The 23,129-nt window shown below is 72.3% G+C and carries 13 protein-coding genes; 2 read left to right on the top strand and 11 right to left on the bottom strand.

Features of this window, described 5'->3' with window-relative positions; genetic code table 11:
* Window positions 1–56 precede the first annotated feature (56 nt).
* Window positions 57–1,466: an amidase gene (locus QMG39_RS09935; protein ID WP_281884536.1), complete on the bottom strand. Its 1,410-nt coding sequence runs from the start codon at window positions 1,464–1,466 to the stop codon at window positions 57–59.
* Window positions 1,463–1,810 (bottom strand): DUF2834 domain-containing protein, encoded by a 348-nt coding sequence (locus QMG39_RS09930; RefSeq protein ID WP_281884534.1) that lies wholly within the window; start codon window positions 1,808–1,810, stop codon window positions 1,463–1,465. Before QMG39_RS09930 ends, QMG39_RS09935 begins: the two co-directional genes overlap by 4 nt.
* Window positions 1,811–1,954: 144 nt before the next feature.
* On the opposite strand from QMG39_RS09930, the gene QMG39_RS09925 reads away from it, so the two are divergent.
* Entirely contained in the window at window positions 1,955–2,269 is a 315-nt protein-coding gene (locus QMG39_RS09925) for a hypothetical protein (RefSeq protein WP_281884532.1), read from the top strand.
* Between the two features lie 15 nt (window positions 2,270–2,284).
* Here QMG39_RS09925 and QMG39_RS09920 read toward each other — a convergent pair whose 3' ends face one another.
* The 7 genes from QMG39_RS09920 to QMG39_RS09890 form a co-directional block, all read right to left on the bottom strand.
* Window positions 2,285–3,571, bottom strand: a complete 1,287-nt coding sequence (locus tag QMG39_RS09920) for a hypothetical protein (RefSeq protein WP_281884530.1) — start codon at window positions 3,569–3,571, stop codon at window positions 2,285–2,287.
* A gap of 163 nt (window positions 3,572–3,734) precedes the next feature.
* Window positions 3,735–5,189, bottom strand: coding sequence for a sulfatase family protein (locus QMG39_RS09915; protein ID WP_281884528.1), 1,455 nt, complete (start codon window positions 5,187–5,189; stop codon window positions 3,735–3,737).
* Complete coding sequence (locus QMG39_RS09910) at window positions 5,186–6,745, bottom strand: sulfatase family protein (RefSeq protein WP_281884526.1); 1,560 nt, start codon at window positions 6,743–6,745, stop codon at window positions 5,186–5,188. Before QMG39_RS09910 ends, QMG39_RS09915 begins: the two co-directional genes overlap by 4 nt.
* Before the next feature lie 6 nt (window positions 6,746–6,751).
* Window positions 6,752–7,762, bottom strand: a complete 1,011-nt coding sequence (locus QMG39_RS09905; RefSeq protein WP_281884524.1) for an aliphatic sulfonate ABC transporter substrate-binding protein — start codon at window positions 7,760–7,762, stop codon at window positions 6,752–6,754.
* Between the two features lie 25 nt (window positions 7,763–7,787).
* Window positions 7,788–8,615, bottom strand: coding sequence for an ABC transporter ATP-binding protein (locus QMG39_RS09900; protein WP_281884523.1), 828 nt, complete (start codon window positions 8,613–8,615; stop codon window positions 7,788–7,790).
* Window positions 8,612–9,517: an ABC transporter permease gene (locus QMG39_RS09895; protein WP_281884521.1), complete on the bottom strand. Its 906-nt coding sequence runs from the start codon at window positions 9,515–9,517 to the stop codon at window positions 8,612–8,614. The genes QMG39_RS09900 and QMG39_RS09895 overlap by 4 nt, the downstream gene beginning before the upstream one ends.
* A gap of 52 nt (window positions 9,518–9,569) precedes the next feature.
* Window positions 9,570–10,802, bottom strand: coding sequence for an ROK family transcriptional regulator (locus tag QMG39_RS09890; RefSeq protein WP_281884519.1), 1,233 nt, complete (start codon window positions 10,800–10,802; stop codon window positions 9,570–9,572).
* 307 nt (window positions 10,803–11,109) lie between these two features.
* On the opposite strand from QMG39_RS09890, the gene QMG39_RS09885 reads away from it, so the two are divergent.
* Complete coding sequence (locus QMG39_RS09885) at window positions 11,110–14,247, top strand: M14 family metallopeptidase (RefSeq protein WP_281884516.1); 3,138 nt, start codon at window positions 11,110–11,112, stop codon at window positions 14,245–14,247.
* Between the two features lie 314 nt (window positions 14,248–14,561).
* On the opposite strand, the gene QMG39_RS09880 is transcribed toward QMG39_RS09885, so the two are convergent.
* Both QMG39_RS09880 and QMG39_RS09875 read right to left on the bottom strand, forming a co-directional pair.
* Window positions 14,562–18,926, bottom strand: a complete 4,365-nt coding sequence (locus QMG39_RS09880; RefSeq protein ID WP_281884515.1) for a hypothetical protein — start codon at window positions 18,924–18,926, stop codon at window positions 14,562–14,564.
* Between the two features lie 9 nt (window positions 18,927–18,935).
* Window positions 18,936–22,871 carry a hypothetical protein gene (locus QMG39_RS09875; RefSeq protein WP_281884513.1) on the bottom strand — a complete coding sequence of 1,312 codons (3,936 nt, stop codon included), beginning with the start codon at window positions 22,869–22,871 and terminating at the stop codon, window positions 18,936–18,938.
* Between the last annotated feature and the right edge of the window lie 258 nt (window positions 22,872–23,129).

Genomic DNA, 23,129 nt, shown 5'->3' with positions numbered 1-23,129 from the left:
GCGAGTTCGACGGGCCGAAGCGGAGCGGACGGGATGCCGCGGGGCCGCCGTGGGGCTCAGGCGATCGATGCCCAGTCGGGGGTCGCCGCGGCCCCGCGGGCGGCCTCGAACCAGCGCGCGACGCGCAGCAGCTCGACGTCGTCGAAGCGGCGGCCGGCGAGTTGCACGCCGACCGGACGCCCGTCGGCGGTGAAGCCCGCATTGATCGAGACCGCGGGCTGGTCGGAGACGTTGTACGGCGCCGTGAAGCCGATGTGGTGCAGCGACGTCGCAGGGTCGTTCGAGGGCATGGGCCACTCGGCCGGGAACGCCGCACCCGGTGAGACCGGCGAGACGACCACGTCGAACGGCAGCGTCGCGGCGACCGTCGCGGCCCGCAGCGCCTGCACCTGCCCGAACGCGTCGAGCACCGCGAGGCCGTCCGCCCCACGTGCACCCTCGGTCCACTCGGTGATGAACGGCAGCACGGTCGCGCGCCGCTCGGGGGGCATCCGCTCGAGGTCGAGCAGCGAGCGTGCGCGCAGGAACAGGTCGAGTCCGTCGAGCATCTCCGGGGTCGCGAACGGTGCGATCTCGGTCACCTCGGCGCCCGCGGCGGCGAAGTGCCCGGCGACCCCGCGCACGACGTCGGCGACCTCCGGGTCGACCTCGGCGCCCCACCCGGCGTCGAGGTGCCACGCGACGCGCAGCCCGCGCACGTCGTCGCGCGGCTCGGCACGCACGCGCGCCCAGTCGAGCCGCACGGGCACCTGCGTGTGGTCGCGCGCGTCCCGGCCCGTGGCGACCTCGAGGAACAGCGACGCGTCGTCGACCGTGCGCGCGAGCGGCCCGATGCAGCGCCACAGGTAGGGCGGGTCGACCGGCACGAGCCCGTGCGTCGGCTTGTGCCCGACGAGCCCGAGCCACCCGGCGGGCAGCCGAACCGAGCCGCCGATGTCGCTGCCCGAGTGGATGGGGCCGAGGGATGCCGCCGCCGCGGCGCCCGCACCCCCGCTCGAGCCGCCGACCGTCCAGGCCGGGTTCCACGGGCTCCGCGTGATGCCGTGCAGGCTCGAGACGCCCGACGACAGCATGCCGAAGTCGGGCATGACCGTCTTGCCGACGCGCACCGCGCCGCCGTCGCCGAGCAGGCGCGCGATCGGGCCGTCGACGACCGCGGGCGGCGCGTCGGCGCCGGCGGCGGTGCCCGACGGCAGCCCCGTGCCGACCGTCGCGACGTTCTCCTTGATCGTCACCGGCACGCCGTCGAGCGGACCGAACGGGGCATCCGCCGCCCAGCGCCCCGCGCTCGCGATCGCCGCCGCGCGGGCGTGCTCTGGCTCGAGCCGGTAGAACGCGTTGAGGCGCGGCTCCAGCCGCTCGACGCGGGCGAGCACGGCGTCGAGCACGTCGACCGGGTCGAACTCGTGCGCGCGGTAGGCCGCGACGAGCTCGGTGGCGGTGCGCAGCGCGAGGTCGTCGCTCACGCGTCCGCCTCCGCGATGCGCCGCTCCGCGAGCCGCCGCTCGCGCATCGCGAGGAACAGCGGGAACGTGAACGCGAACGCCGTGAGCGCCGACCCCACGACGTAGAGCCAGGCGAACCGCATGCCGAGGCGGCGCGCCTCGACGAAGATCAGCACGCTGCCCGCGACGGCCACCACGAGCAGGTCGACCGTCAGCGAGGAGACCGCCGGGCCCGAGCCGAACCAGTCTCCGAAGAAGTCGCGCAGCTGCACGATCGCGAGCGCGTTGAACGTCCACGTGCCGACGAGGCCGACGACCGAGAGCGCGAGGTAGACGAGGGCGAGCGGGGTCCAGTTCCTGGCCATGGGACAGTCTTGCGCGAGCAGCCGAGCGGATGCCACCCGGCCGACTCAGTGCTGGCGCCCACCGCCGTCCCGGGCTGCTCCCGACGCGCCGTCCGCGCGATGCGCGAAGACTGGTGCCGAGGCACACCACGAGGGAGCACCACGATGTCCGCAGCAGCATCCGTTCACCCGATCACCGGCGACCGCCGCCCCAGCCGCAGCATCGACGCGGGCCCCGAGCGCGGACTCGCTACGGACCTCCCGACCGGGCACCACCCCGAGACCGTGCCGGTCTCCGCGCGCGACCACGTCGCCGCCTCCCGCGGCGGGCGCACCTACACCGAGCGCGGCCGCCACCGCGCAGCGCCCGAGCGCCCCGCGCGCACCCCGGTGCTGCCCGCTGGCACGACCGCGCGCCGCACCGTCGAGCGCTGGCTCGGCATCCCGGGCATCCGCCGCACGCCCGGCTTCGCGGTCTAGCGGCCCGGCCGCGCCCTACTCGGCGCCGAGCGCCTCGCGCGCGTGGTGGTACTTGCGCGCCATGCGCGTCTGCATGTCGAAGTCGAGGCGCCGGGTGCGCCACGCGGCGGTGTTGTCGTCGATGTCGGCGAGCTTCACGCGGCGCGCGACCGGGTGCCTGCGGATCTTCGCGTAGTAGTCGTCGGGCGGCACGTCGGGCGAGCGGGTGAGCAGCTGCACGACCTCGATGATCTCGGGCAGCACGCCGGCCTCGAACAGCTCGCGCGCGGTGATCGGGGTGTCCTCGAGCACGTCGTGCATCCAGGCCGCCGCCGACTCGATCGGCTCGAGGATCGGGTCGAAGCGCTCGGCGACGCGACCCGGGTGGTCGATGAACGGCGTGCCGCTGCGATCGAGCCGCTCGCGGTGCGCGACGAACGCGATGCCCTTGGCGAGCTGCACCTGCGCGATCGCCTCCACGGGCGTCAGCGACGTGGTCGGCGCGGCGTGGTGATGGTGCTCCGTCGGCGCGGGGGTCTCGGTCTCGGGCGAGGGCGGGGCGGATGCCACGGGCTCGGCCGCGACCGGGGGCTCCGCCGTGCGTGCCGGCGCGGGTGCCGCCACGTGCTCCGGTGCCGCGTGCGCGCGCTCGCGCTGCGGCGGCTCGGATACGGGCGGCTCGGATGCGGCGGGCTCGGGCTCGGGCTCGGGTTGCGGCGCGACCGGGGCGGCGACCGGCGCGACCGGAGCGGGCGGCGGAGGCGGAACCGACACCGGCGGCGCGATGTCCGACCCCGGGCGCGAGCGCGACACCGTCGCGATGGGAACGGTCGGCACGTCGGCGGGCGACGGCGCGGAGGCATCCGCTCGCTGCTCGGATGCGCCGGCGGCCCGCTCGGATGCCTCGGCGATCAGGTCGCGCCCGTGCACGGGCCGTCCGAACCGCAGCTCCGCCTCGATCAGGCCGAGCTCCCGCTCGTCGATCTCGAGCATCGAGGTCGTCTCGCCGTCACGCAGGAACGCGAACGCGGCGCCGTCGATCTCGGTCATCCGCGACCCGTCGCGGGTCGTGAAGTAGCGGCGCCGGTCACCGCTGCCCGTCACCACGACGATCGACGCGAAGTCGCCGCCGGGCTCGGCCGAGCAGAGGTAGTAGGTGGGGCCGTCGTCGGCCCGCTCGACGGCCTCGACGCGTCGGCCGTGCAGGCCCACGACCCGCGCGTCGCCCTGCCCGTTGCGGTCGCCGCTGCCGTTGCGCGCGACCTGGCCGCCCCTCCCGTTGGGCGTGCGGAAGAGCGCGATGGGCTCCTCTTCGGCGGGCATGGTCAACCGGGCTCCAGGGTGCGCTGCGTGCGTCGTACGAGGTTCGGGCTGGGTGCGTGATCTCGGGTAACGGTGCGGATGCTGCCGCGGGCGGGAACCCGCGTACGTCCGATGGTAGGGCGTCATCCGCACCGATGCAGAACTTGTCCCCGGCGCGCCCGCCTCAGCCCGCGATCGCGCCCGCCTCGACGCCCGCGGGCCGGGGCTGGCTCGGGTGCGGTGCGTCCCCGAGCCGCTCCTGCTCGCGCCACATGGCCGCCGCGAGCTCCTCGCGCACCGCGCGGTACGCGGGGTCGTGCGCCACGTTCCGCACCTCGGTCGGGTCGGCCTCGAGGTCGTACAGCTCCCACTCCGGCGGGTAGGTGAACGGACCGGTGCCCGGAATGCCGAGCCCGTCGTTGTAGTAGTAGATGAGCTTGTACCGGTCGGTGCGGTAGCCGTAGTGCGCGGGCGCGTGGTGGAACGCGTCGTCGTGCTCCCAGTACCGGTAGTACATGCCGGAGGCGGGCGGCGAGGTCGGCTCGCCCACGAGGTCGCCCCAGAAGCTGCGGCCCTGCATGCGCTCGTGATGCGGGGCATCCGCCGCATCGAGCACGGTCTGCGCGAAGTCGACGTTGGTGACGATGCCCTCGTGGACGCGACCGGCCGGCAGGCGCCGCGGGTAGCTCACGACGAGCGGCATGCGCAGCGACTCCTCGTACATGAAGCGCTTGTCGAACCAGCCGTGCTCGCCGAGGAAGAACCCCTGATCGCTCGCGTACATGAGCAGCGTGTCGTCGAACTCGCCACGCTCGCGCAGCCAGTCGATCACGCGGCCCACGTTGTCGTCGACGGATGCCACGCAGGCCAGGTAGTCCTCCATGAAGCGCTGGTACTTCCACAGCGCGGTCTCCTCGTACGACAGCCCCTCGGGCGGCGCGACCTTGAGGTCCTCCTCGTTCAGGTTCTCGGCGAGGCGCATGAGCGCCCGCCTGGCCGACGACGACCGGGTGTCGAAGTCGTCCCAGAACGTCTCGGGCACGGGCAGCGTGTCGCGGAACCGCTCGGCGTCCTCGGGCTTCGGCTCCCACGGCCGGTGCGGTGCCTTGTGGTAGATCAGCACGCACCAGGGGTCGTCGCCGGGCAGTCGCTCGACCCAGTCGAGGGCGAGGTCGGTGATGACATCCGTCGCATACCCCTCGGCGATGCGCTCGCCCTCGGCCGACAGGAACAGCGGGTCCCAGTACTCGCCCTGCCCGTCGTGGCCGATGAGGATGTCCCAGTAGTCGAACGCCTCGGGGGTGTTCCCCTCGCCCTCGCCCATGTGCCACTTGCCGACCATCGCGGTGCGGTAGCCCGCGGCCTTCAGCTGCGACACGAACGTCGGCTGGCTCGCGTCGATCGGGGTCACGAGCGTCGAGACGCCGTTCACGTGGCTGTAGGTGCCGGTGAGGATCGACGCACGGCTCGGCGAGCACAGCGCGTTGGTGGCGAAGCAGCTGTCGAACCGCCAGCCCTCGCGCGCGATCTCGTCGATGCGCGGGGTCGCGTTCACCTGCGACCCGTAGGCGCCGATCGCCTGCGAGCCGTGGTCGTCGGTGAGGATCATGACGATGTTCGGGCGACGGGCGGCGCTCATGCGGTGCGCCGTTCCGGCTCGGGGTCGGATGCCACGAGCTCGACGGATGCCGCGGCGGCGCGTTCGTCCGCCTGGTACGTGGTCTCGTCCAGCCCGCTCTGCGTCGGGTCGTAGTCGACCTCGCCCACGTCGTACATCGTGGTCATCCAGTGGTAGAACTTGTCGCCGCGGTCGCGCAGCACGGTGTAGAGCCGCTGCATCATCCGCCCGCGCACGCCCGCCAGCTCGGGGTGCTCGTACACGTTCTGCAGCTCGTCGGGGTCGCGCTCGAGGTCGTAGAGCTCGTTGACCGAGTCGGGGTTCACGACCAGCTTGTAGCGGTCCTCGCGGAGCATCCGCTGCGGGTACGGGAAGTGGTGCCCGTGGAACTCGCACACGATGTCGGCGTCCCACTCGACCTGCTCCCCCGCCGCGAGCGGCACGAGGCTGCGCGAGTCGACCGCGGGCGAGGGGTCGAGGCCGGCGAGGTCGAGGATGGTGGCGGTGCAGTCGAGCAGGCTCACGAACTCGGTCCTGACCTGCCCGGCCGGCCCACCCGGGATCCGGAGGATGCCCGGGGTGCGGTAGATGTCCTCGTACATCGCCGGCCCCTTGTCGTGCAGCCGGTGGGCGCCGGTGAACTCGCCGTGGTCGCAGGTGAAGAACACGGCGGTGTCATCGACCAGCCCGAGGCGCTCGAGCGCCTCCATGACCCGGCCGATCTCCATGTCGATGAGGGCCACGTAGCCCCAGTACACCGCGATGAGCTTGCGCGTCACCTCGATCGGCATGGTGTCGAAGGTCCAGTGCGCGCTGTAGTTGCGCTGCACCGGCGGCTTGCCCTCGAACGTCTCCGAGATCGACTTCGGCAGCTCGATGTCGGCCGGATCGAACATGTCGAAGTACTCGTCGGGCACGATGTACGGCAGGTGCGGCCCGAAGAAGTTCAGCTCGAGGAAGAAGGGCGTGCCGTCGCGCTCGCCGTCGGCGGCGTAGCGCTCGAGCAGTTCGATGGTGCGCGTGGCGAGGTAGTGCTCGAACGTGGCCTCCACCGGCTGGTGGAGCCGGGCAGCCAGCAGGTTGCCCGGCCCACCGTTCGGCAGGGTGCCGCGGATGCGGTCGCTGATCGCATACGGCGGGAGGTCGCGCTCGCGCAGGTAGCCGAGATAGTCCTCGTTCTCCACGGGATTGTGCCATCCGGGAAGGTCGGGGCCGTCGAAGCCGAAGTCGGCGGCCTGCTTCTCGGTGCCGGCGTGCCACTTGCCGACGAGTCCCGTGTTGTACCCCTCGGCCCGGAGGGCCTCGACGAAGGTGAAGGTGCCCTCGTCGAGATCCTCCAGGTAGCCGACGTTGCGCTCGTGGTTGGCGAGCACGCGGTGCCGGAAGGGGGCCTGGCCGGTCAGCAGGCTCGCGCGAGCCGGCGTGCAGATCGCGGTGGGCGTGTACCAGCGGTCGAAGCGCGTGCCCGTGCGGGCCAGCTCGTCGAGCACCGGGGTCGCGGCCAGCGCGTTCCCGTACGCCCCGAGCGTGTCCGCCCGGTGCTGGTCGGTCATGAGGAAGAGGATGTTGCTCGGCATAGTGGACTACTCGCCCGCCTGCAGGAAGAGGTCGCCGGTGTAGAAGTCCGCCGGGTCCACCGGGTCCTCGAGCTTGCCGGAGCCGAGGAAGTAGTCGACCATGCCGTTCAGCCACGAGTCGACGGTGCCGTCCTCGGTCAGGGTGTCGAGCTCGTCGAGCGAGAGCACCTTGTTGTTCGAGGCGTCGGCCGCCACGTCCTCCTCGTCGAGCGCGTTGTACGCGGCGGTCAGGGCGATCGCGTCGTCGAGGTTGTCGTAGCGGTAGGTGATCGCGTCGCGCAGCGCCTTGAGCACGCGCTCGACCTTCTCGGGCTCGTTCTCGACGACGTCGTTGCCGGCCACGAACGCGGTCGGGAACGCCACGGTGTCCTCGAAGTCCGAGTTCTGGGCGAGCTCCACGAGGTCGGGCACCTGCTGCTTCACGGTGGCGAGCGCGGGGTACCAGAGGCCGGCGCCGTCGACCTGGCCCGAGGCCAGCGCCGCGACGATCGCCGACGGCTCCATCGGCACGAGCTCCACGTCGTCCTTGGTCATGCCCGCCTCGTCGAGCGCGAGCGTGAGGATCATGTCGCCCGACGTGCCCTCGGGCACGGCGACGGTCTTGCCGCGCAGGTCCTCGATCGAGTCGATGCCGGGCTGGGCGACGACACGGTCGGACTGGCCGAGCGTGTTCATCGCGATGATCTTCGCCTCACCCGAGGCGGGCAGCCAGAACGCGCCCGGCCCGATGTAGCCGAAGTCGAGGTCGCCCGTGCCGAGCGCCTGGATCTGGAGCGGGCCGTTGGTGAACGACGGGGTCTCGACCTCGAGGCCGTACTTCTCCCAGTAGCCCTGGTCCTCGGCGATGGCCAGGAGGCTCGTGCCGTTGAAGTCGGGGATGTAGCCGAAGTTGACCTGGATGGTGTCGTCGCCGGCGGCGTCCGAGCCGCCGGAGGCGTTCGACGCGCACCCGGTCAGGGCGAGTGCGACGGCGGCGCCTGCGGCGACGATGCCGGCGAGCGTGCTGCGGTTCTTCATGGTGGTGGTGTGCTCCTCTTGGGGGTCAGGCCGTCCGCGGTGCGGACGACGCGGTTCCGGCATCGCTGCCGGGGTTCTGGTGGTAGACGGAGTGCCAGACGCGGTTGCGCAGGTCGGCGAACTCGGGGCTGAGGCGCATGTCCTCGGTGCGCGGGTACGGCAGGTCGACGTCGATCACGTCGAAGATCCGGCCCGGGCGGGCGGCCATCACGATCACGCGGTTGGCGAGGAACACGGCCTCGTCGACGTCGTGGGTGATGAACATCACGGTGCGCTTCTCCTGGCTCCACGTCTCGAGCAGCTGCTCCTGCAGCCGCACGCGGGTGAGCGCGTCGAGCGCGCCGAACGGCTCGTCCATGAGCAGGATCGAGGGGTTCACCGCGTAGGCGCGGGCGATCGCGCAGCGCTGCTTCATGCCGCCGGAGAGCATCTTCGGCAGGGCATCGGCGAACTGCTGCAGACCGACCATCTCGATGAAGTGCTCGGCGCGTTCGCGCCGCTGCGCCTTCGGGACGCCCGCGACCTTCAGGCCGAACTCGACGTTCTTGCGCACCGTCAGCCACGGGAACAGCGCGTACTGCTGGAAGATGACGCCGCGCTCGGGGCCGGGGCCCGAGACCGACTTCCCGTCGACGAGCGCCTCGCCGCCGGTCGGCGTCTCGAGCCCGGCGAGCACGTTCATGAGCGTGGACTTGCCGCAGCCGGAGGGCCCGACGACGGTGACGAACTCGTTGTCGGCGATGTCGATCGAGACGCGGTCGAGGGCGACGAACTCCTCGCCCTTCAGCGGGAAGGTCTTCGAGACCTCGCGGACCGAGATCTTCGCGGTGGTGGTCGGGGTCGTGGTGGTCATCGGCGTTCCTGCCATCCGGTCAGCTTGGTCTCGGCGAACAGCAGCAGGCGGTCCATCACGAGTCCGAGGATCCCGATCAGGGCGATGCCCACGAAGATGGTCGCCAGGTCGTAGTAGATCTGCGCCTCCTGCATCCGTCGCCCGAGGCCCGCCTGCGCGGCGAGCAGCTCGGCAGCGACGAGGGTGGCCCACGCGGACCCGAGGCCCACGCGCATGCCGACCAGGATGAACGGGGTCGAGGCCGGCACGACGACGCGGACGAAGATCGTGCCGTCCTTCGCGCCGAGCACGCGCGCCGCGTTGATGAGCGTCTTGTCCACGCTCACGACGCCCTGGTACGTCGAGATCACGCAGGCGAGGAACGCGGCCAGGAAGATGACCACGATCTTCGGGATCTCGCCGATGCCGAGCAGCACGAGCACGAGCGGCAGCAGCGCGAGCGGCGGGATGGTGCGGAAGAACTGGATCCACGGCTCGAACAGGCCCCGCGCGGTGGTGTACCAGCCCATGAGGAAGCCGACCGGGATCGCCGCCGCAGAGCCGAGCAGGAAGCCCGCGAGCACGCGGCTGAGGCTCGCGACGATGTCCTCCTGGAGGATGCCGGCGTTCCAGAGCTGGATCGCCTTCTCCACGACCTCCGGCGGGGTCGGCAGCTGGAACCCGTTGAGCGCGAGCACCCACCAGATGCCGATGCCGCCGACGATGGAGACGGCGTTCAGGAGCAGCAGCCGGGCCCGCTTGGAGAGGCCGCCGCGTCGCGGGGCGCGCGCGGGGGCGCCCTCGTCGCCCGCCGAGGTGATCGCGCTCGTGCGCAGGCCCTCGACGACGACCGCGGTGTCCTCGGTGCCGGTGGAGGGCCGCTGCCCCGCGGCATCCGTCTCGGTCTTCGGCGTCTCGTCCACGCTGCTCACCCGCGCCATGGCGCGACCTCGCTCGCTCTGGTCGGTGTCTGGTTCACTGTGCACTCCTTCGCTGCGGTGCGGTCTCAGCGGATGCCGCGGGGTCGGGGTATCCCGCGAGCAGTGGGGACTGGTGGAAGATGGCCGCGATCGCGCCGAGCGCGCCGTCGCTGTCGGTCAGCTGCGCGGCGCGCACGATGTGCGGCTGGTCGGAGGGGATCGAGTAGAGCTCGTAGCGCAGCGTGGCGGCGGCCTGCTCGAGGAGCACGGGCGCGATGCGCACGATCTCGCCGCCGAGCACGACCTCCCGCGGGTTCAGGGTCATCGCCGCCGCCCCGAGCACGCGCCCGACGGCGGAGCCGATCTCGCGGAGCACCGCGTCGACGGCGGGGTCGCCCTTGGCGACGGCCTCGGCCAGGTCGTCGAGGGTCTCGATGTCGGCGCCGGTCGCGGCGCAGGCGCGGAGGATGGCGGGCACCGAGGCGATGGTCTCGAGGCATCCGCGCTTGCCGCATCGGCACGGGGCGCCCGACGGGTTCGCGGTGACGTGGCCGAGCTCGCCTGCGAACCCGCGGGACCCGGTGACGAGGCGGCCCGAGACGACGAGGCCGCCGCCGACGCCGTCGGAGAGGCGCAGGTAGATGAGGTTGTCGACGGCGTCGGGACGGTTGATCGCCTCGGCGAGCGCCGCGAGCCGGGTGTTGTTGTCGACGATCACGGGCGCGTCGAAGCGCTCGGTGAATGCGGTGTCGACGCCCTCGGGGGCGAGCCGTGCCTTCCAGTTCACCGCCGGGCCGCCGGCGCCGGCGCCCGTGTACGGACCGGGCACGCCGATGCCGACCGACTGGAGCGCCCCGTAGTGCACCCCGGTCTCGCGGCTGATGCGGTCGATCAGCGCGAAGGCGATCGCCAGCCGGTCGGCCCACGGGGTGTCGTCGGGGTAGCGCTCGACGCCCTGCGCGACGACCTCGTGGGAGGCGTCCGCGACGGCCACGTGCACGCGCCGGTGCCCGAAGTCGACGCCGAGGAACTGGCCGGAGCCCGGGTCGAGCGCGAGGCGCTCGGCGGGGCGGCCGCTGCCGGCGCGGGTGGCGGCGTCGGTGTCCGCCACGATGATGGCGCCGCGCTGCAGGAGCTGGGCGGTGATCTCGGAGAGGGTCGTGCGGCTGAGCCCGACGCGCCGGGCGAGCTCGCCCCGGCTCAGGGCTCCGTGGGTGCGGAGGGCGGCGAGCACCCGCTCCTCGTGGGTCCGCCTCACCAGGGCGTGGACTCCGGTCGTCGTCGACATGCGTGCAAGATTCTCAGGGCCGAATTTTTCCGTCAACACACCGACAGAAAAACTTCGGAGATTCGCTGGAACGCGTGCAGAACCGGATCCGAGCCTCCGGAGCGGCGACGGATGCGGCGGGGCGGCGGCTCGCCCGGCATGGCGCTCAGCATGGTCGGCCGCGCACATTCTTGCCATGCCGCGCACGGATCCGCCCGCGCGCGTGGGCGGCGCGCACACAATCGTGCGCGAGTCGGCGAACCCTTGACGTTTCCTCATCACAGCCGGAAACATGGCGATCGTTCATGCCAGAACCGAGGGGGGTTCCATGTTCCGCCGCATCGCCGTCGTGATCGCAACCGCACTGGTCATCACGGGGGTGAGCGCGGCACCGAGCGTCGCGGCCCCGCCGGGCGACGACCTGCCCGCCGTCTACGAGGGCACGGTCGACGAGAAGGGGCTCGCCGCGATCATCGCGCTCGGCGTCGACCGGCACGACGTGGCCGCGACGCCCACCGAGGACGGCGTCGACGTCGAGGTGATCCTCGGCACGAGCCAGGCCGAGGAGCTCGCGGCGAAGGGCATCGAGCTCGAGGCCAAGGAGGTGGCGGCGCCGCAGCAGCGGCTCCGCCTCTTCTCGGAGCCGACCGGCGTCTTCCGCACCTACGGCGGCGCGGGCGGCATCCAGGAGGAGCTGCAGCAGCAGGCATCCGACCACCCCGGCATCGCCGAGTACGTCGTGTTCGGGCAGACGGTGAACGGCACCGACATCGCCGCCGTGCGGGTCACGAAGAACCCGGCCAAGGCGAAGCCCGGCGACCGGCCGACCACCGTGTTCGCCGCCGCCCAGCACGCACGCGAGTGGATCACGCCCGAGATGGTGCGGCGCCTGCTCGACGAGGTCGTGAGCGGGTACGGCACGGATGCCCGCATCACCGAGCTGGTCGACACGACCGAGATGTGGTTCATCCCGGTCGCGAACCCCGACGGCTACGACTTCACCCACGAGGACCCGGCGAACCGGCTCTGGCGCAAGAACCTGCGCGAGATCAACGGCGTGGACGGCATTCAGGGCGGCGACGGTGTGGACCTCAACCGCAACTACCCGACGCGCTGGGGCTACGACAACGAGGGCTCCTCGCCCAACCCGTCGAGCGAGACGTACCGTGGGCCCGAGCCGGCCTCCGAACCCGAGACCCAGGCGCTCATCGGGCTCTTCGAGGAGCTCACGCCCGAGTTCTTCATCAACTACCACTCGGCCGCCGAACTGCTGCTCTACGGCATCGGCTGGCAGGTCTCGACGCCGTCGCCCGACGACGTGATCTACGAGGCGATGGTCGGGGACGACGCGAACCCCGCGGTCGAGGGCTACGACCCCGACATCTCCGCGGAGCTGTACACGACCAACGGCGACACCGACACCCACCTGCAGGCGGCGTTCGGCACGCTCGGCTTCACGCCCGAGCTGTCGACCTGCCAGACGGTGTCCGACGCCTACCCCGACGACGAGTGGGAGGCGAGCGCCTGCCAGAGCGGGTTCAACTTCCCCGACGACGAGGAGCTCATCCAGGAGGAGTTCGAGAAGAACCTCCCGTTCGCGCTCGCGGTGGCCGAGTCGGCCCTCGACCCGGACGACCCGGTGTCGGTCGTCGGCCTCGACGCGGCCGACTTCGTGGTCGACTCCTTCGACGTCTCGTACGGCGACCCGCAGACCGTCGCGGTGACCGCGAAGCGGGCGCTGAAGGCGAAGAAGATGTGGTTCTCGATCAACGGCGGTGAGCCGGTCGACCAGAAGGTCGCCGAGTGGACCGGCGGCGAGCGCTACGGCTTCGAGAACGCCGACTACTACGCCGAGTACCGCGGCGTCGTGTCGGGCGCGAGCCCGGGCGACGAGGTCGAGGTGTGGTTCACCGGCACCGCGACCGCCGCGGACGTCGGTGCCGGCAACGCCGGACCGGTCGAATCCGAGCACTTCACCTATGTGCTCGAGGAGGACTCGGATGCCCCGGTGCTCGTGCTCGCCAACGAGGACTACACCGGCGTGAACCCGACGTACACCGGCGTCACCGCACCGAAGTACGCCGATGCGCACGCGGACGCGCTCGCCGCCAACGGCGTGGCATCCGCCACCTGGGATGTCGACGCGCAGGGCGTGCCGCACCCGCTCGGCGTGCTCTCGCACTTCGACGCGGCGATCTGGTACACCGGCGACAACCGGCTCACGCAGGACCTGGAGGACTTCATCACCTCCACGCCGTTCGGGCCGCTGCCCGACTCCTCGGTCGCCGAGCGCCAGCAGTACCTGACGCTCGCCGTGCGCGACTGGCTGAACGAGGGCGGGAAGCTCGCCACGGCCGGTGAGACCGCGCAGTGGTACGGCTTCATCAACGACATCGGCCTCGGCGGCATCTACTACGGCCTGAACGGGGATCCCTCCGCGGACTGCGTCGTCGAGAGCGACTTCTTCGGCGACTGCCTCATCCTCGCCGACGACTTCGCGCAGTACTGGCTGGGCGGGTACGCCCGGTTCGACGCCGGGGCGCAGGAGGGCGCGACGGGCATCGCCCCGCCGTTCGAGGGACTCGACGTGGCGTTCGGCGGACCGGCCGTGGCCGACAACCCGATCGACGAGGCCGGCCAGTTCGTCGCGACGAGCGACGTGCTGCCGGTGAGCGACTTCCCCGACTTCGCCAGCGAGGCGGTCGCGACCTACGCCGACCCGTACGCACCGGTCGAGGGCGACTACCTGGCGCTCGCGGCGCACGTCGACGACGGCTACCAGCGACTGGCCCGCACGTTCGACCTGACCGCGCTCGCGCCGGGCGACGCGCCGCGGTTCGAGGCGCAGATCGGGTTCAACGTCGAGAACAGCTACGACAACGTCATCGTCGAGGTGCACACCGTCGGCGCCGACGACTGGACGACGCTGCCCGACGCGAACGGCAACACGTCGACCGCGACGCCGGCCGAGTGCTTCGCCGGGTTCCTGCTCGACGAGCATCCGTTCCTCGAGCACTACGTGACGCTCGGGATCCCGTGCCTGCCGAACGGCGACACGGGCGACTGGAACGCGATGACCGGCGTGACCGACGGGTTCGTGGACGTGTCGTTCGACCTGTCGGCCTACGCCGGCTCCGAGATCGAGCTGGTCGTGAGCTACGTGACCGACCCGGCGTTCGGCGGGCTCGGTGTCGTGCTCGACGACACGAAGCTCGTCACGGGCGTCGACACGGTCACCGAGGCCGAGGGCTTCGAGACCGGCCTCGGCGCGTGGTCGGTGCCCGGCGCACCGGCCGGCAGCCCGGGCAACTTCGGCGACTGGGAGCGCAGCATGGGCTTCGCGCCGATCGGCGCGGTGGTCGCGACCGACCACTCGCTGCTCTTCGGCTTCGGCCTCGAGCAGCTCGCGACCGACGAGGCCCGCAACGAGGTGGTCGGCGACATCCTGTCGTACTTCGGCCTCTGACCCGTCGCACCTGCGGCTGAGGGCGGCGGATGCCTCGCGGCATCCGCCGCCCTCCGTCGGGTCGGGTCCCTCCCGCCTCCCGCTCCCGCTCCCGCTCCCGCTCCCGCGCGCGAGAACATGCAATCGCGCCGAGAACGCGGCGTGTCTGCATGCTTTCGCGGCGGATCGGTCAGAGCTGCATGTTCTCGGGAGGGAGGACGGGCGGGCGGACGCGCAGGCCAGCGTGAGGGCGGGCGAGGCGCGCGGCGCGAAGGCGGGCGGCGCGAGGGCGGGCGGCCGCGGGCAGGGCGAGCGGATGCCCCCGGGCATCCGCCCTACGTCAGCGGAAGCTCGTCGGCGTAGACGAGGCGGAGGTCGCGCACCTTGCCCGACGCGAACAGCGGGAGGCCGAGCGGGTCGCCACGGTGCACCTCGTACTCGGCCAGGCGCACGCGCAGTCGATCGCCGGGCTGCGTGTCGGGCAGCGGCACCACGCCCGCCCACTGCACGTTGCCGAGCGACGCGCCGCGCGCCTGTGCGAGCGTGAGCACCACGTCGAGTCCGAAGGTGTCGCCGACGAGCTCCCAGTCGAGGTCTCCGGTCGCGCCCGCTGGGAGGCGCTCGATCCACGCCTCGACGCGGCGGGAGGCCGCGACACGCGTCTCCGGGTTCGGCAGCGTCGCCGCGTGCTGCGGGATGCCGAGCGGCCCCGCGAGGGTCACCGCGACCGCGTCGCGCTTCGCGGTGACGACGTAGGTCGACTCGCGGCGCGGCACGAGCTGCACGAAGTCGGCCTTCACGACGGTCGAGAGCTCGACGCTCGGCACCGAATGCTGCTGGTACCGCGCGAGCGCGAGCTGGACGAACGGCGTGTAGGCGTCGCCCGCATCGACCTGCAGGTCGCAGTACCAGAGGCCGCGGCCCTCGTCGTACTCGGGCTGGTGGCCGACGACCGTGACGTGGTCGTTCACCTCGGCGAGCCGCACGCTGCCGACCGCGGTGCGCAGCGCGAACTGGTGGATGAACGGACCCGAGCCCATCGGGCCGCCCGTGAAGACCGGGTCGGCGCCCCAGGCGGTGGTGAAGCGCCGCCCCTCGGGGCCGGTGCCGGCGAAGAGCCCGAAGTGGTCCTCGATCAGCGCAGCGGTCGCGTCGGCGACGCCGGTGGCGACGAACCGCGGGTCGGCCGCCCGTCGCGACGCCACCTCGCGCGCCGCGTCGGCGAGGAACCGCTCCTCGCGCGTGCGGATCCGAAGCCCGGCCACCGGGTCGACGAACTCCCGGCGGCCCCGCGCGGCGGCGTGCGCGACGAGCGACGCCGACGCCGACTGCGGCCCCACCGGTCGCTCCCCCTCGGCGCGCAGCGCACGACCCGCCCACTCGTCGGCGACGGTGTGCAGCAGCTCACTGCCGACGATCTCTCGCACCAGGTCGTCGCGCCAGGTGACCCACGGCTGCGTGCGCAGCACGACGCCGAGCAGCTCGTCGGGCCCGCTCGAGAACCACGGCCGCCCGAGGTAGACGCGCAGCCCGCCGCCCGTGCGCACACGCCGCACCGCCATGGACGCCCCGCGCACGCCGAGGTGCTCCTCGTGCCACTCCCACGTCGGCACGATGTACTTCACGAGCGGCGCGTCGGGCCGCGCGCTCGACGGCACGTCGACCTGCGCGAGCACCGGCCCGGTCGCGGTCACCAGTGCCGGGTCGCCCGTGATCTCGGGCGGGAAGTACTCGCGGAACCGCGTGGTCGCGGTCGCGCGGTAGTCGACCCAGCGGTGCTTCGTGTCGCCGAACTCGTGCCGCACGAGGTGGGTCGGACCGACGGTCGTGGTCGCCGGGGCGGCATCCCGATCGATGCGGGCCTGCTGCTCGGATGCCTCGAGCTCGAAGTCGCCCACGTGCGCGCCCTTGTCGTGCTCGACCCACTTGTCCTGCATCACGTCGTCGACGGGGTCGACCCAGGTCGCGTCGATGTCGATGCGCCCGGTGCTGGCCGCGTGGTTGTGCACGGCGCCCGGCAGCCGCGAGAAGGTCTCGGCGAGCGCCCGCAGCGGCCGGCCGTCGAGCACGATCGACGGGTCCTCGAGCGGCTTCTCGACCGCGTGCACGACGGTGAGCTCCGACCAGGGCGTGAGCATCCAGTTGCGACCCTCGACCGCCTCGATCACGCGCGAGTCGGGCGCCGGCGCCAGCGACTCGTCGAGCAGGTTCCAGACGCGCAGCAGTCGCAGGTCCTCCTTCTCGAGCACCGAGGCGAGGCGCACGACCGCGAGGGTGGCCTTCGGCAGGCGCACCGTGAGCAGGCGCTTCGCGGCGTCGAACTGCGCGGCGCCGGTGCCCTCCTCGATGCGGATGCGGATGGGCAGGCGCTCGTGCCAGCCGGGGCCGCCGGTCGGCCAGGGCTCGGTCCTCGTGCTGCCGCCCGGCTCGCCCGGCAGCGTGGTGAGCGAGAGCCCGCGCGAGAGCGGGTCGGGCAGGTACGGCAGGTCGAGCGCGGGCGTGTCGTGCACGACGTACTCGCCCTCGGCGAGCACCTGGCCTCGCTCGCCGGTGAGCACCGTGGGCGGCGCACCGAGGTGGTTCACGACCGCGGCACCCGCGAGCGTCAGGTAGTTGCCCGACTCCTTGGCTGCGATGGCGAACTGCGCCGCGACGTCGGCCGCCCCGCCGTCGAGCGCGGCGTCGAACTCGCCGTGCGTCTCGGCGAGCTGCATGCTGCCGAGCGGCGGCGCGAGGTGCCGTTCGTTCTCGATGCGGTAGACAATGCCCTCGCGGCCACTCGGCTCGTGCCCGGCCAGGCCCTCCACGCGCGGCAGCCCGACGTACGTCGCGACGGGCACGTCACGCGTCGAGCGGATCACCATCCGCATGAGCGACTCGCCTTCGGTGAACTGCGTGAGCGGCACCACCGCGGGCGAGGGCACGGGCTCCCAGCGCTGGTACGTGCCGGGCAGCTCGCGCTCGTGCGCCTGGTCGAGCTGCTCGTCGGGGATCGACCCGCCCGCGAGGTCGACCGCGCGGATGCGGAAGCGGTAGTGCCGGCCGAACCGGAGGCGCGGCAGCGAGCCCTGGACGACCCCGAACTCGGCGGCGAGCGGGAAGCCCGAGTCCTTCACCTCGCGGTCCGCGTCCTCGGGGACGGAGTCGACCTCACGCTGCGGCCGCCCGGGCCGCTTCACCGCGAGCGACCAGCCGTCCCACCCGGCGAGCGTCTCGTGCAGGTACTGGTCGGCGGCCGGGTCGGGGTCGTCGCTCGAGGTCGTCGCGCCCTTCAGGTAGCCCTCGTCGGGCTCGGGCTGCACCGACAGCGCGACGGGCGGCGGCACGGGCTGGTTCTCCCCCGGGGCCGGCTGCACGAGCCGGTACTCGCCGCGCCGCTCGTGCAGCGAGAACCACTCCTTCGCACCGCCGTCGAGGTCCTGCACGTCGATGCGCCAGCCGCGGGTGACGTCGGCGACGTCGAGGTCCGCCGGGTCGCCCGAGGTGCGCGCCTGCTCGTGCGCGGCCGACCGATCGAACTGCCCGACCAGCTCGGCAGCGCGGTTGCGACGCGCGAACACCACGCCGGTCGACCGCAGCGCCGGCAGGGTCGCGTCGTCGGGCGTCATCGAGCGCTCGGCGGGCGCCTTCCGCGCCTCGTCCTGCCGCTGCAGGGTGCGCAGCAGTTCGGACACCTTCATCGCGGCGCCGTCGGGGTCGACCTGCTCGAGGTCGAAGCGGTCGTCGAGGTCGATCGCGAGGCTGCCGTCGATGATGTCCTGGTTCTCGGTGCGCGACGCGGGCGCCCAGACGTCGTCGGTGCGGTGGAAGAAGGTCTTCGGCCGTGCTGCCGGCGGGTGCACGAGCTGGTCGAGCGGCGAGACGCCGCCCGCGTCGACCACCTGGATGTCGCCGTGCGCGGTGATCGCCTGGTCGTCCTTGATCCACACGTCGAGCGCCAGCCCGAGGTGCCGCAGGAGTTCCGGATAGTCGGCGCAGCGCGACACGAACGAGTGGAACTCGGGCGGCACGGGCTTCGGCATGTCGGCGGTGATGGCCTGCTCGCTCCACGGGTCGTCGGTGCGGTCGTAGAACGCGGTGGCTGCGGCGAGCGCCACGGCAGGGGCATCCGCTGCGCCCTTCAGCGCCTCGAAGTCGACGGCACGCGCCGGTGCGCCCGGTCCGCCCTGCTGGCCGCGCAGATCGGAGAGCATCTGCTTGATCGCGCCGCGACGGCCGAGCTCGCGTTCGAGCCCGCCGAGGCGCTCCTGCGGGTCGAACTCGTGCAGGATGCCGCGCAGGCCGGCGATGGTCGGGTGCTCGGCGGAGTGCATCGTGACGACGTCCGTGAAGAGCGTCGTGATGCCGGATGCCACCTGCCCGACCGGGTACGAGTGCACCGTCGCCTGCTCGAAGTGCTGGAACTCCGCCTCGCCCACGCTGGTCCCGCCGAGCACCTCCGCCCACGCGTTCGAGTCGGGCTCGACGGGGGTGTCGAGCGGGAACCCCTCGACCGTGCCGACCCCGGAGACCTCGAGCTGCCAGACGGCCTCGCGTACCGTGCTCGGCCAGTCGGCGAACGCCGGGAAGTCGGTGAGCGGCAGCAGCACGCCCGGGCCCGCGCCGGTCGAGAGCTTGGGCGTGACGAAGATCGTCACGAGGAGCCGCTCCCCGTCGATGCGCCCCGCGGGGATCGCGGTGAAGATCGCGTTCTCGTTCATCACGTCCTCCTACGGGGCCTCGGGCGCGAACGCCGCGCAGTAGTCGGCCCATGGATCCTTCGGCACGCCGAGCGCCTGGAACGGGCCCATCATGTCGACGAACGTCGGGTCGCCCTTCGACCCGGCGAACTGCTTCTCGCAGCTCACCGACACCGAGAACGACACGAAGCAGACCGACACCTCGATGCTGATCGACGCCTTGCCGACGGCCTTCTCGTTGCCGTTCTGGTTGCGGTAGCTGAGTTCGAGGTAGAGCTCGATGCACGCCGAGATGAGGCCGAGCACGTCGACCTCGCCGCGGGCCCGGAAGTACCCGGAGAGCTGCACGAGCTGGTCGTCGCCCTGCTGCTCGAGGCGGAAGTAGATGCCCGCCATCACCGAGATGCTCCCCGACGCGACGCCGAAGTTCATCGACACCGCGGCGCCGAACTCGAGCGCCGCCTCGACCACGCGCATGCCGTCGGGCGCGACCGTGAGCGCGAAGAACCCGCCGCCCGCGAACAGCGACACCTGCAGCCGGAACGGGTCGTCGCGGGTGGCGAAGTTGAACCGGAACTCGAGCGACTCGCCGATGAACGGCACCGAGAGCCGGGCGCCGACGTTGATGTTGGTCAGCGCGAACACGCCCACGGCGAGGTCGGGGATGGCGAGGTCGAAGCCCGCGGTGATGCCGCTCGTCGACACGTCGAGGTACGGCGGGTCGCTGAACCCGTCGAACGGGATGACCTTCTTGATCGCCTCGATGAAGGCGAGCGGTCCGACGAACTCGATGCCCTTCTTATCGTCGAGCTGCACGTCGACGTCGGGCTTCTTCCCGCCCCGCACCGAGAACGCCATGACCGCGACGCGGATGATGATGAACTCGGCGTCCCCCACCAGCCGCAGGTCGAACGGCGGGAGCGAACACGAGACGAGCGCGCCGGGCGACTTCGACGCATCGAGCGGTGCCTGCACCTCGGCGACGAGGCGGAGCATCCGATCGTCCTTGGGCTCGAAGATCGGCTTCGCCGCGTTCGCCGGCCACTGGCCGAGCTCGGTCGACCACTCCAGCCGCGCCGACACCTGTTCGGGCACGGCGAGGCCCTTGTAGAGGTTGCGGAGCGCGGTCACGACGGTGCCGGCGGTGCCCGCGACGTCGGCGAGGAGATGCATGACGGATGCCGCCTGCTCGACCTCGGGCCTGGCCAGCGGGAGGTTCGGGCCGGCGTCGTCGAGCGCCGTGGCGATCGTGCCGGCGGCTGCGCCGATGTCGGCGATCACCTGGTCGAGGTTCGGCGCGGCATCCGGGTCCGCCGCGAGCTGGCCGATCGCGTCGGTGAACGCCTGCGCCTTCGTCGCGAGTGCCGTGGCGGCGTTCTGCACGTTCGCGCCGAGCGCCGCGAGCTCGGCCGCCTTCGCGGTGACGAACGCCTGGGCGCGGGCGACCGTCTGCTGCGCGGTCGCGGCGGCGTCGAGCACCTGGGTGACGAACTTCGGCAGCACGCCGTTCGCTGCGGGCAGGAGGTCCTGCAGGTTGATGACGCCGAACAGCTTCGCCGCGCTCGCCGGGAACATCGCTCCCAGGTCGAAGTTCGCCGGGTTCGCCGCGAGCGTGGCGAGGTCGCCGCCGACCGGGCCGACCTTGCGGGCGAGCGCCTTCACGCCGATCGACGGGCTGAGGAACGCGCCCGACCTGTCGGACTGCGAGCCGAAGTCCATGGTCGGCGGCGCGGTCGGCAGCGGCGCGCCGGCCGCGTCGGCGAGCTCGAGGAACAGCCCGCCCGCGTTTCCCGCCGCGAAGCGGCTGCCGCGGTAGGCGTCGGCGATGCGCAGCGGCACAGGCCCGGACTGCCCGGTGAACGCGGCCATCGCGGGCACCGGGGCCATCGCGACGCGCAGGTGCGGCACGACGTAGTTCGGCTTGCCGCCGTGCACGGTGGCGTCGAACGTGAGCGTCGTGGTGGGCAGCGCGGTGTCGCCCGGGTCGTTGTCCTCGTCGGGCTCGGCGTACGCGACGAGCTGCCCGCCCATGCCGTACGCGTGCGCGACGGAGTTCGCCGCGTCCACCGCACCGACGGGGTCGTCCGCCTTCGAATCGACGGCGGTCGTCTCGAGGAAGACGAGCGGTCCCTCGAACTCCACCAGGTGGTTGTCGACGTCGTTCGCGAGGAACTTGAAGACGAAGGGCGTGCTGCCCGAGGGCGCCGCACCGCCCTGCCCGACGTCGGCGGTCGCGATCTCGGGCACGAACACCTGGCCCGAGGTGGTGATCAGCGAGTGCGGCAGCGCGAGCGGCGGCGTGGATCTCGTGATGATGCGCACCCATCGGAACGGCATGACGTTGTCGAAGTCGGCGACGCCCGTGTGCAGGTACGCCCGCTCGGGCTGGCGCACGATGATGAACAGCCGCTGGTAGAGGGTGGCCCGACCATCGCCCGCGACCCTGCGCTCGGTGATCTTCACGAGCGATGCGCGATGGCCGAACGGGGCGAGAATGCCCGCGTAGACGACCTTCACGTAGTGGTCCCGCGCCATCGTCGCGCGGTGCCGCCACTCCTGCAGGTTCAGGCCCGGCGCCTCGTCGCCGAAGTCGGCCTCGCTGGCGAGCCATCCGCCCAGCCCGGTCAGCATGAGGTGCTCGACCTGCGCCGGCCGCACGTGGTTGCCCTCGCCCGACCAGCGGTGGTTGGAGGTGCGGTGCACGAGCTGCATCCGGTCCTTCACGGAGAGGCTCGCGCGGAACGGCGGCAGCGTGCCGAGGTCGCCGAAGTCCTCCTGGGGGAACGCGTTCACCTCGTCGGCGGCGCTCTTGCCCGGCCTGAAGTCGCGGGTCCAGATGGCCCGCACCTGGCGGGTGTCGGGGTCCTCCTCGTCGACGGGCGAGGTCGTGGCAGCGGCGATCGGGAACACCTGCCCGGCCTCGGCGTCGCGCGTGCCGAGCCGGGTGTGCCACAGCTCGACGCGGCCGTCGTGGGTGACGTCGTCGATCGAGTGCATGAACCCGCCCGTGGCGTGCGGGCTCAGCTGGAGGCGCCACGGCAGCTCGATCGCGGTCTCGGTCGAGGTCGGTTCGCGCGGCACGGACGGGCGCAGGTCGAGCGCCAGCGCGGGCGAGAGGTCGATGATCGCGCCCGCGCCGGAGGCCACGGCGCCGACCGCGCTCGCCGGGCCGAAGCGCGCCTCGATGAGGCCGACGGTCCGGTGCAGGCGGGCGGCGGCCGCGGCGGTCGCAAGGGCGCTGGCCGAGGCATCCGGAGCCAGCTCCAGGTTCGCGAGCTCGACGGATGCCGCGGCGTCGGGCCGGGCCGCGAGGCGCTCGCGCAGCACCGCGCGACGCGCCGCCTCCTCGAGGAAGCTCGAGGCGCGCGTCGTGGCCTCGAGCACCGCGCCGACGTCGGTGACGAGGTCGGGGAAGCGGCGGAACGGGGTGAACGAGACCGCGTGCGGGGCGACGCTCAGCGGCAGCAGGCGCATTGCGGCGAGCAGGCCGGTCTCGGTGAACGGGATCTCCTCCTCGGTGACGCGGAAGGCGAGGCGGCTCGGGCGGGAGAGGATCGCCTGCACCGGGTACTTCGGCATCTCTGAGCCGCCGGCTGGTGGGGTGCCGCCGGTCTCCGCGTTCTGCGAGACGAAGTCGCCCTCCGGCCCGGCCGCGTCGAAGAACGCCTGCTCGAGCAGGTGCTGCGGGCCGAAGATCGCGATGAGCTGGGCGGGGCGGCCGGCGATCTCGCGTGCGACGACGCGGCGCGTGCCGGTGCCGCGCAGCTCGAGGTTGACGAAGCGGAACTCGACGTCGATGAGGTCGCGCGGGCGGAACAGGCGCACCGACGGCAGGCTCTGGCCGGGCGGTCGGCCGCCGAAGATCGCGCCGAGCCGTTCGAGGAAGTCCACGCGCACCGTCATCGCGGTAGCGGGGCGGAAGATGCGGCCGAACGCCGCGACGAGGTCCGGATCGATGGGCGGCATGGTGCGCTCCCCCGTGGCCCCGGCCGAAGCTGCGCTCGTGCCGCCGGGCTTCGCTGCCCTGCGGTGTCGTGCGTCACGGCGTCGTGCGTCGGGCGAGGTCGTGGTCGTGGTCGTGCCTGGTGGTGCTCGTGGTGTCGGTGTATCCGACTCGGCAGCGTGCCGGGCTGTCGGGCCTGACTCGGCCGGATTCCCCGCCGGCGCGGGCGCGGTCTCGGCACCGCGCGAACGGCACCGGCACCGCATGGCTCACGTTTCCAC

This window comes from Agromyces rhizosphaerae (genome assembly GCF_027925245.1).
Lineage (GTDB): Bacteria > Actinomycetota > Actinomycetes > Actinomycetales > Microbacteriaceae > Agromyces > Agromyces rhizosphaerae.
Note: the sequence above shows the minus strand (reverse complement) of the source record. Positions and strands in the feature narration are given on the sequence as shown.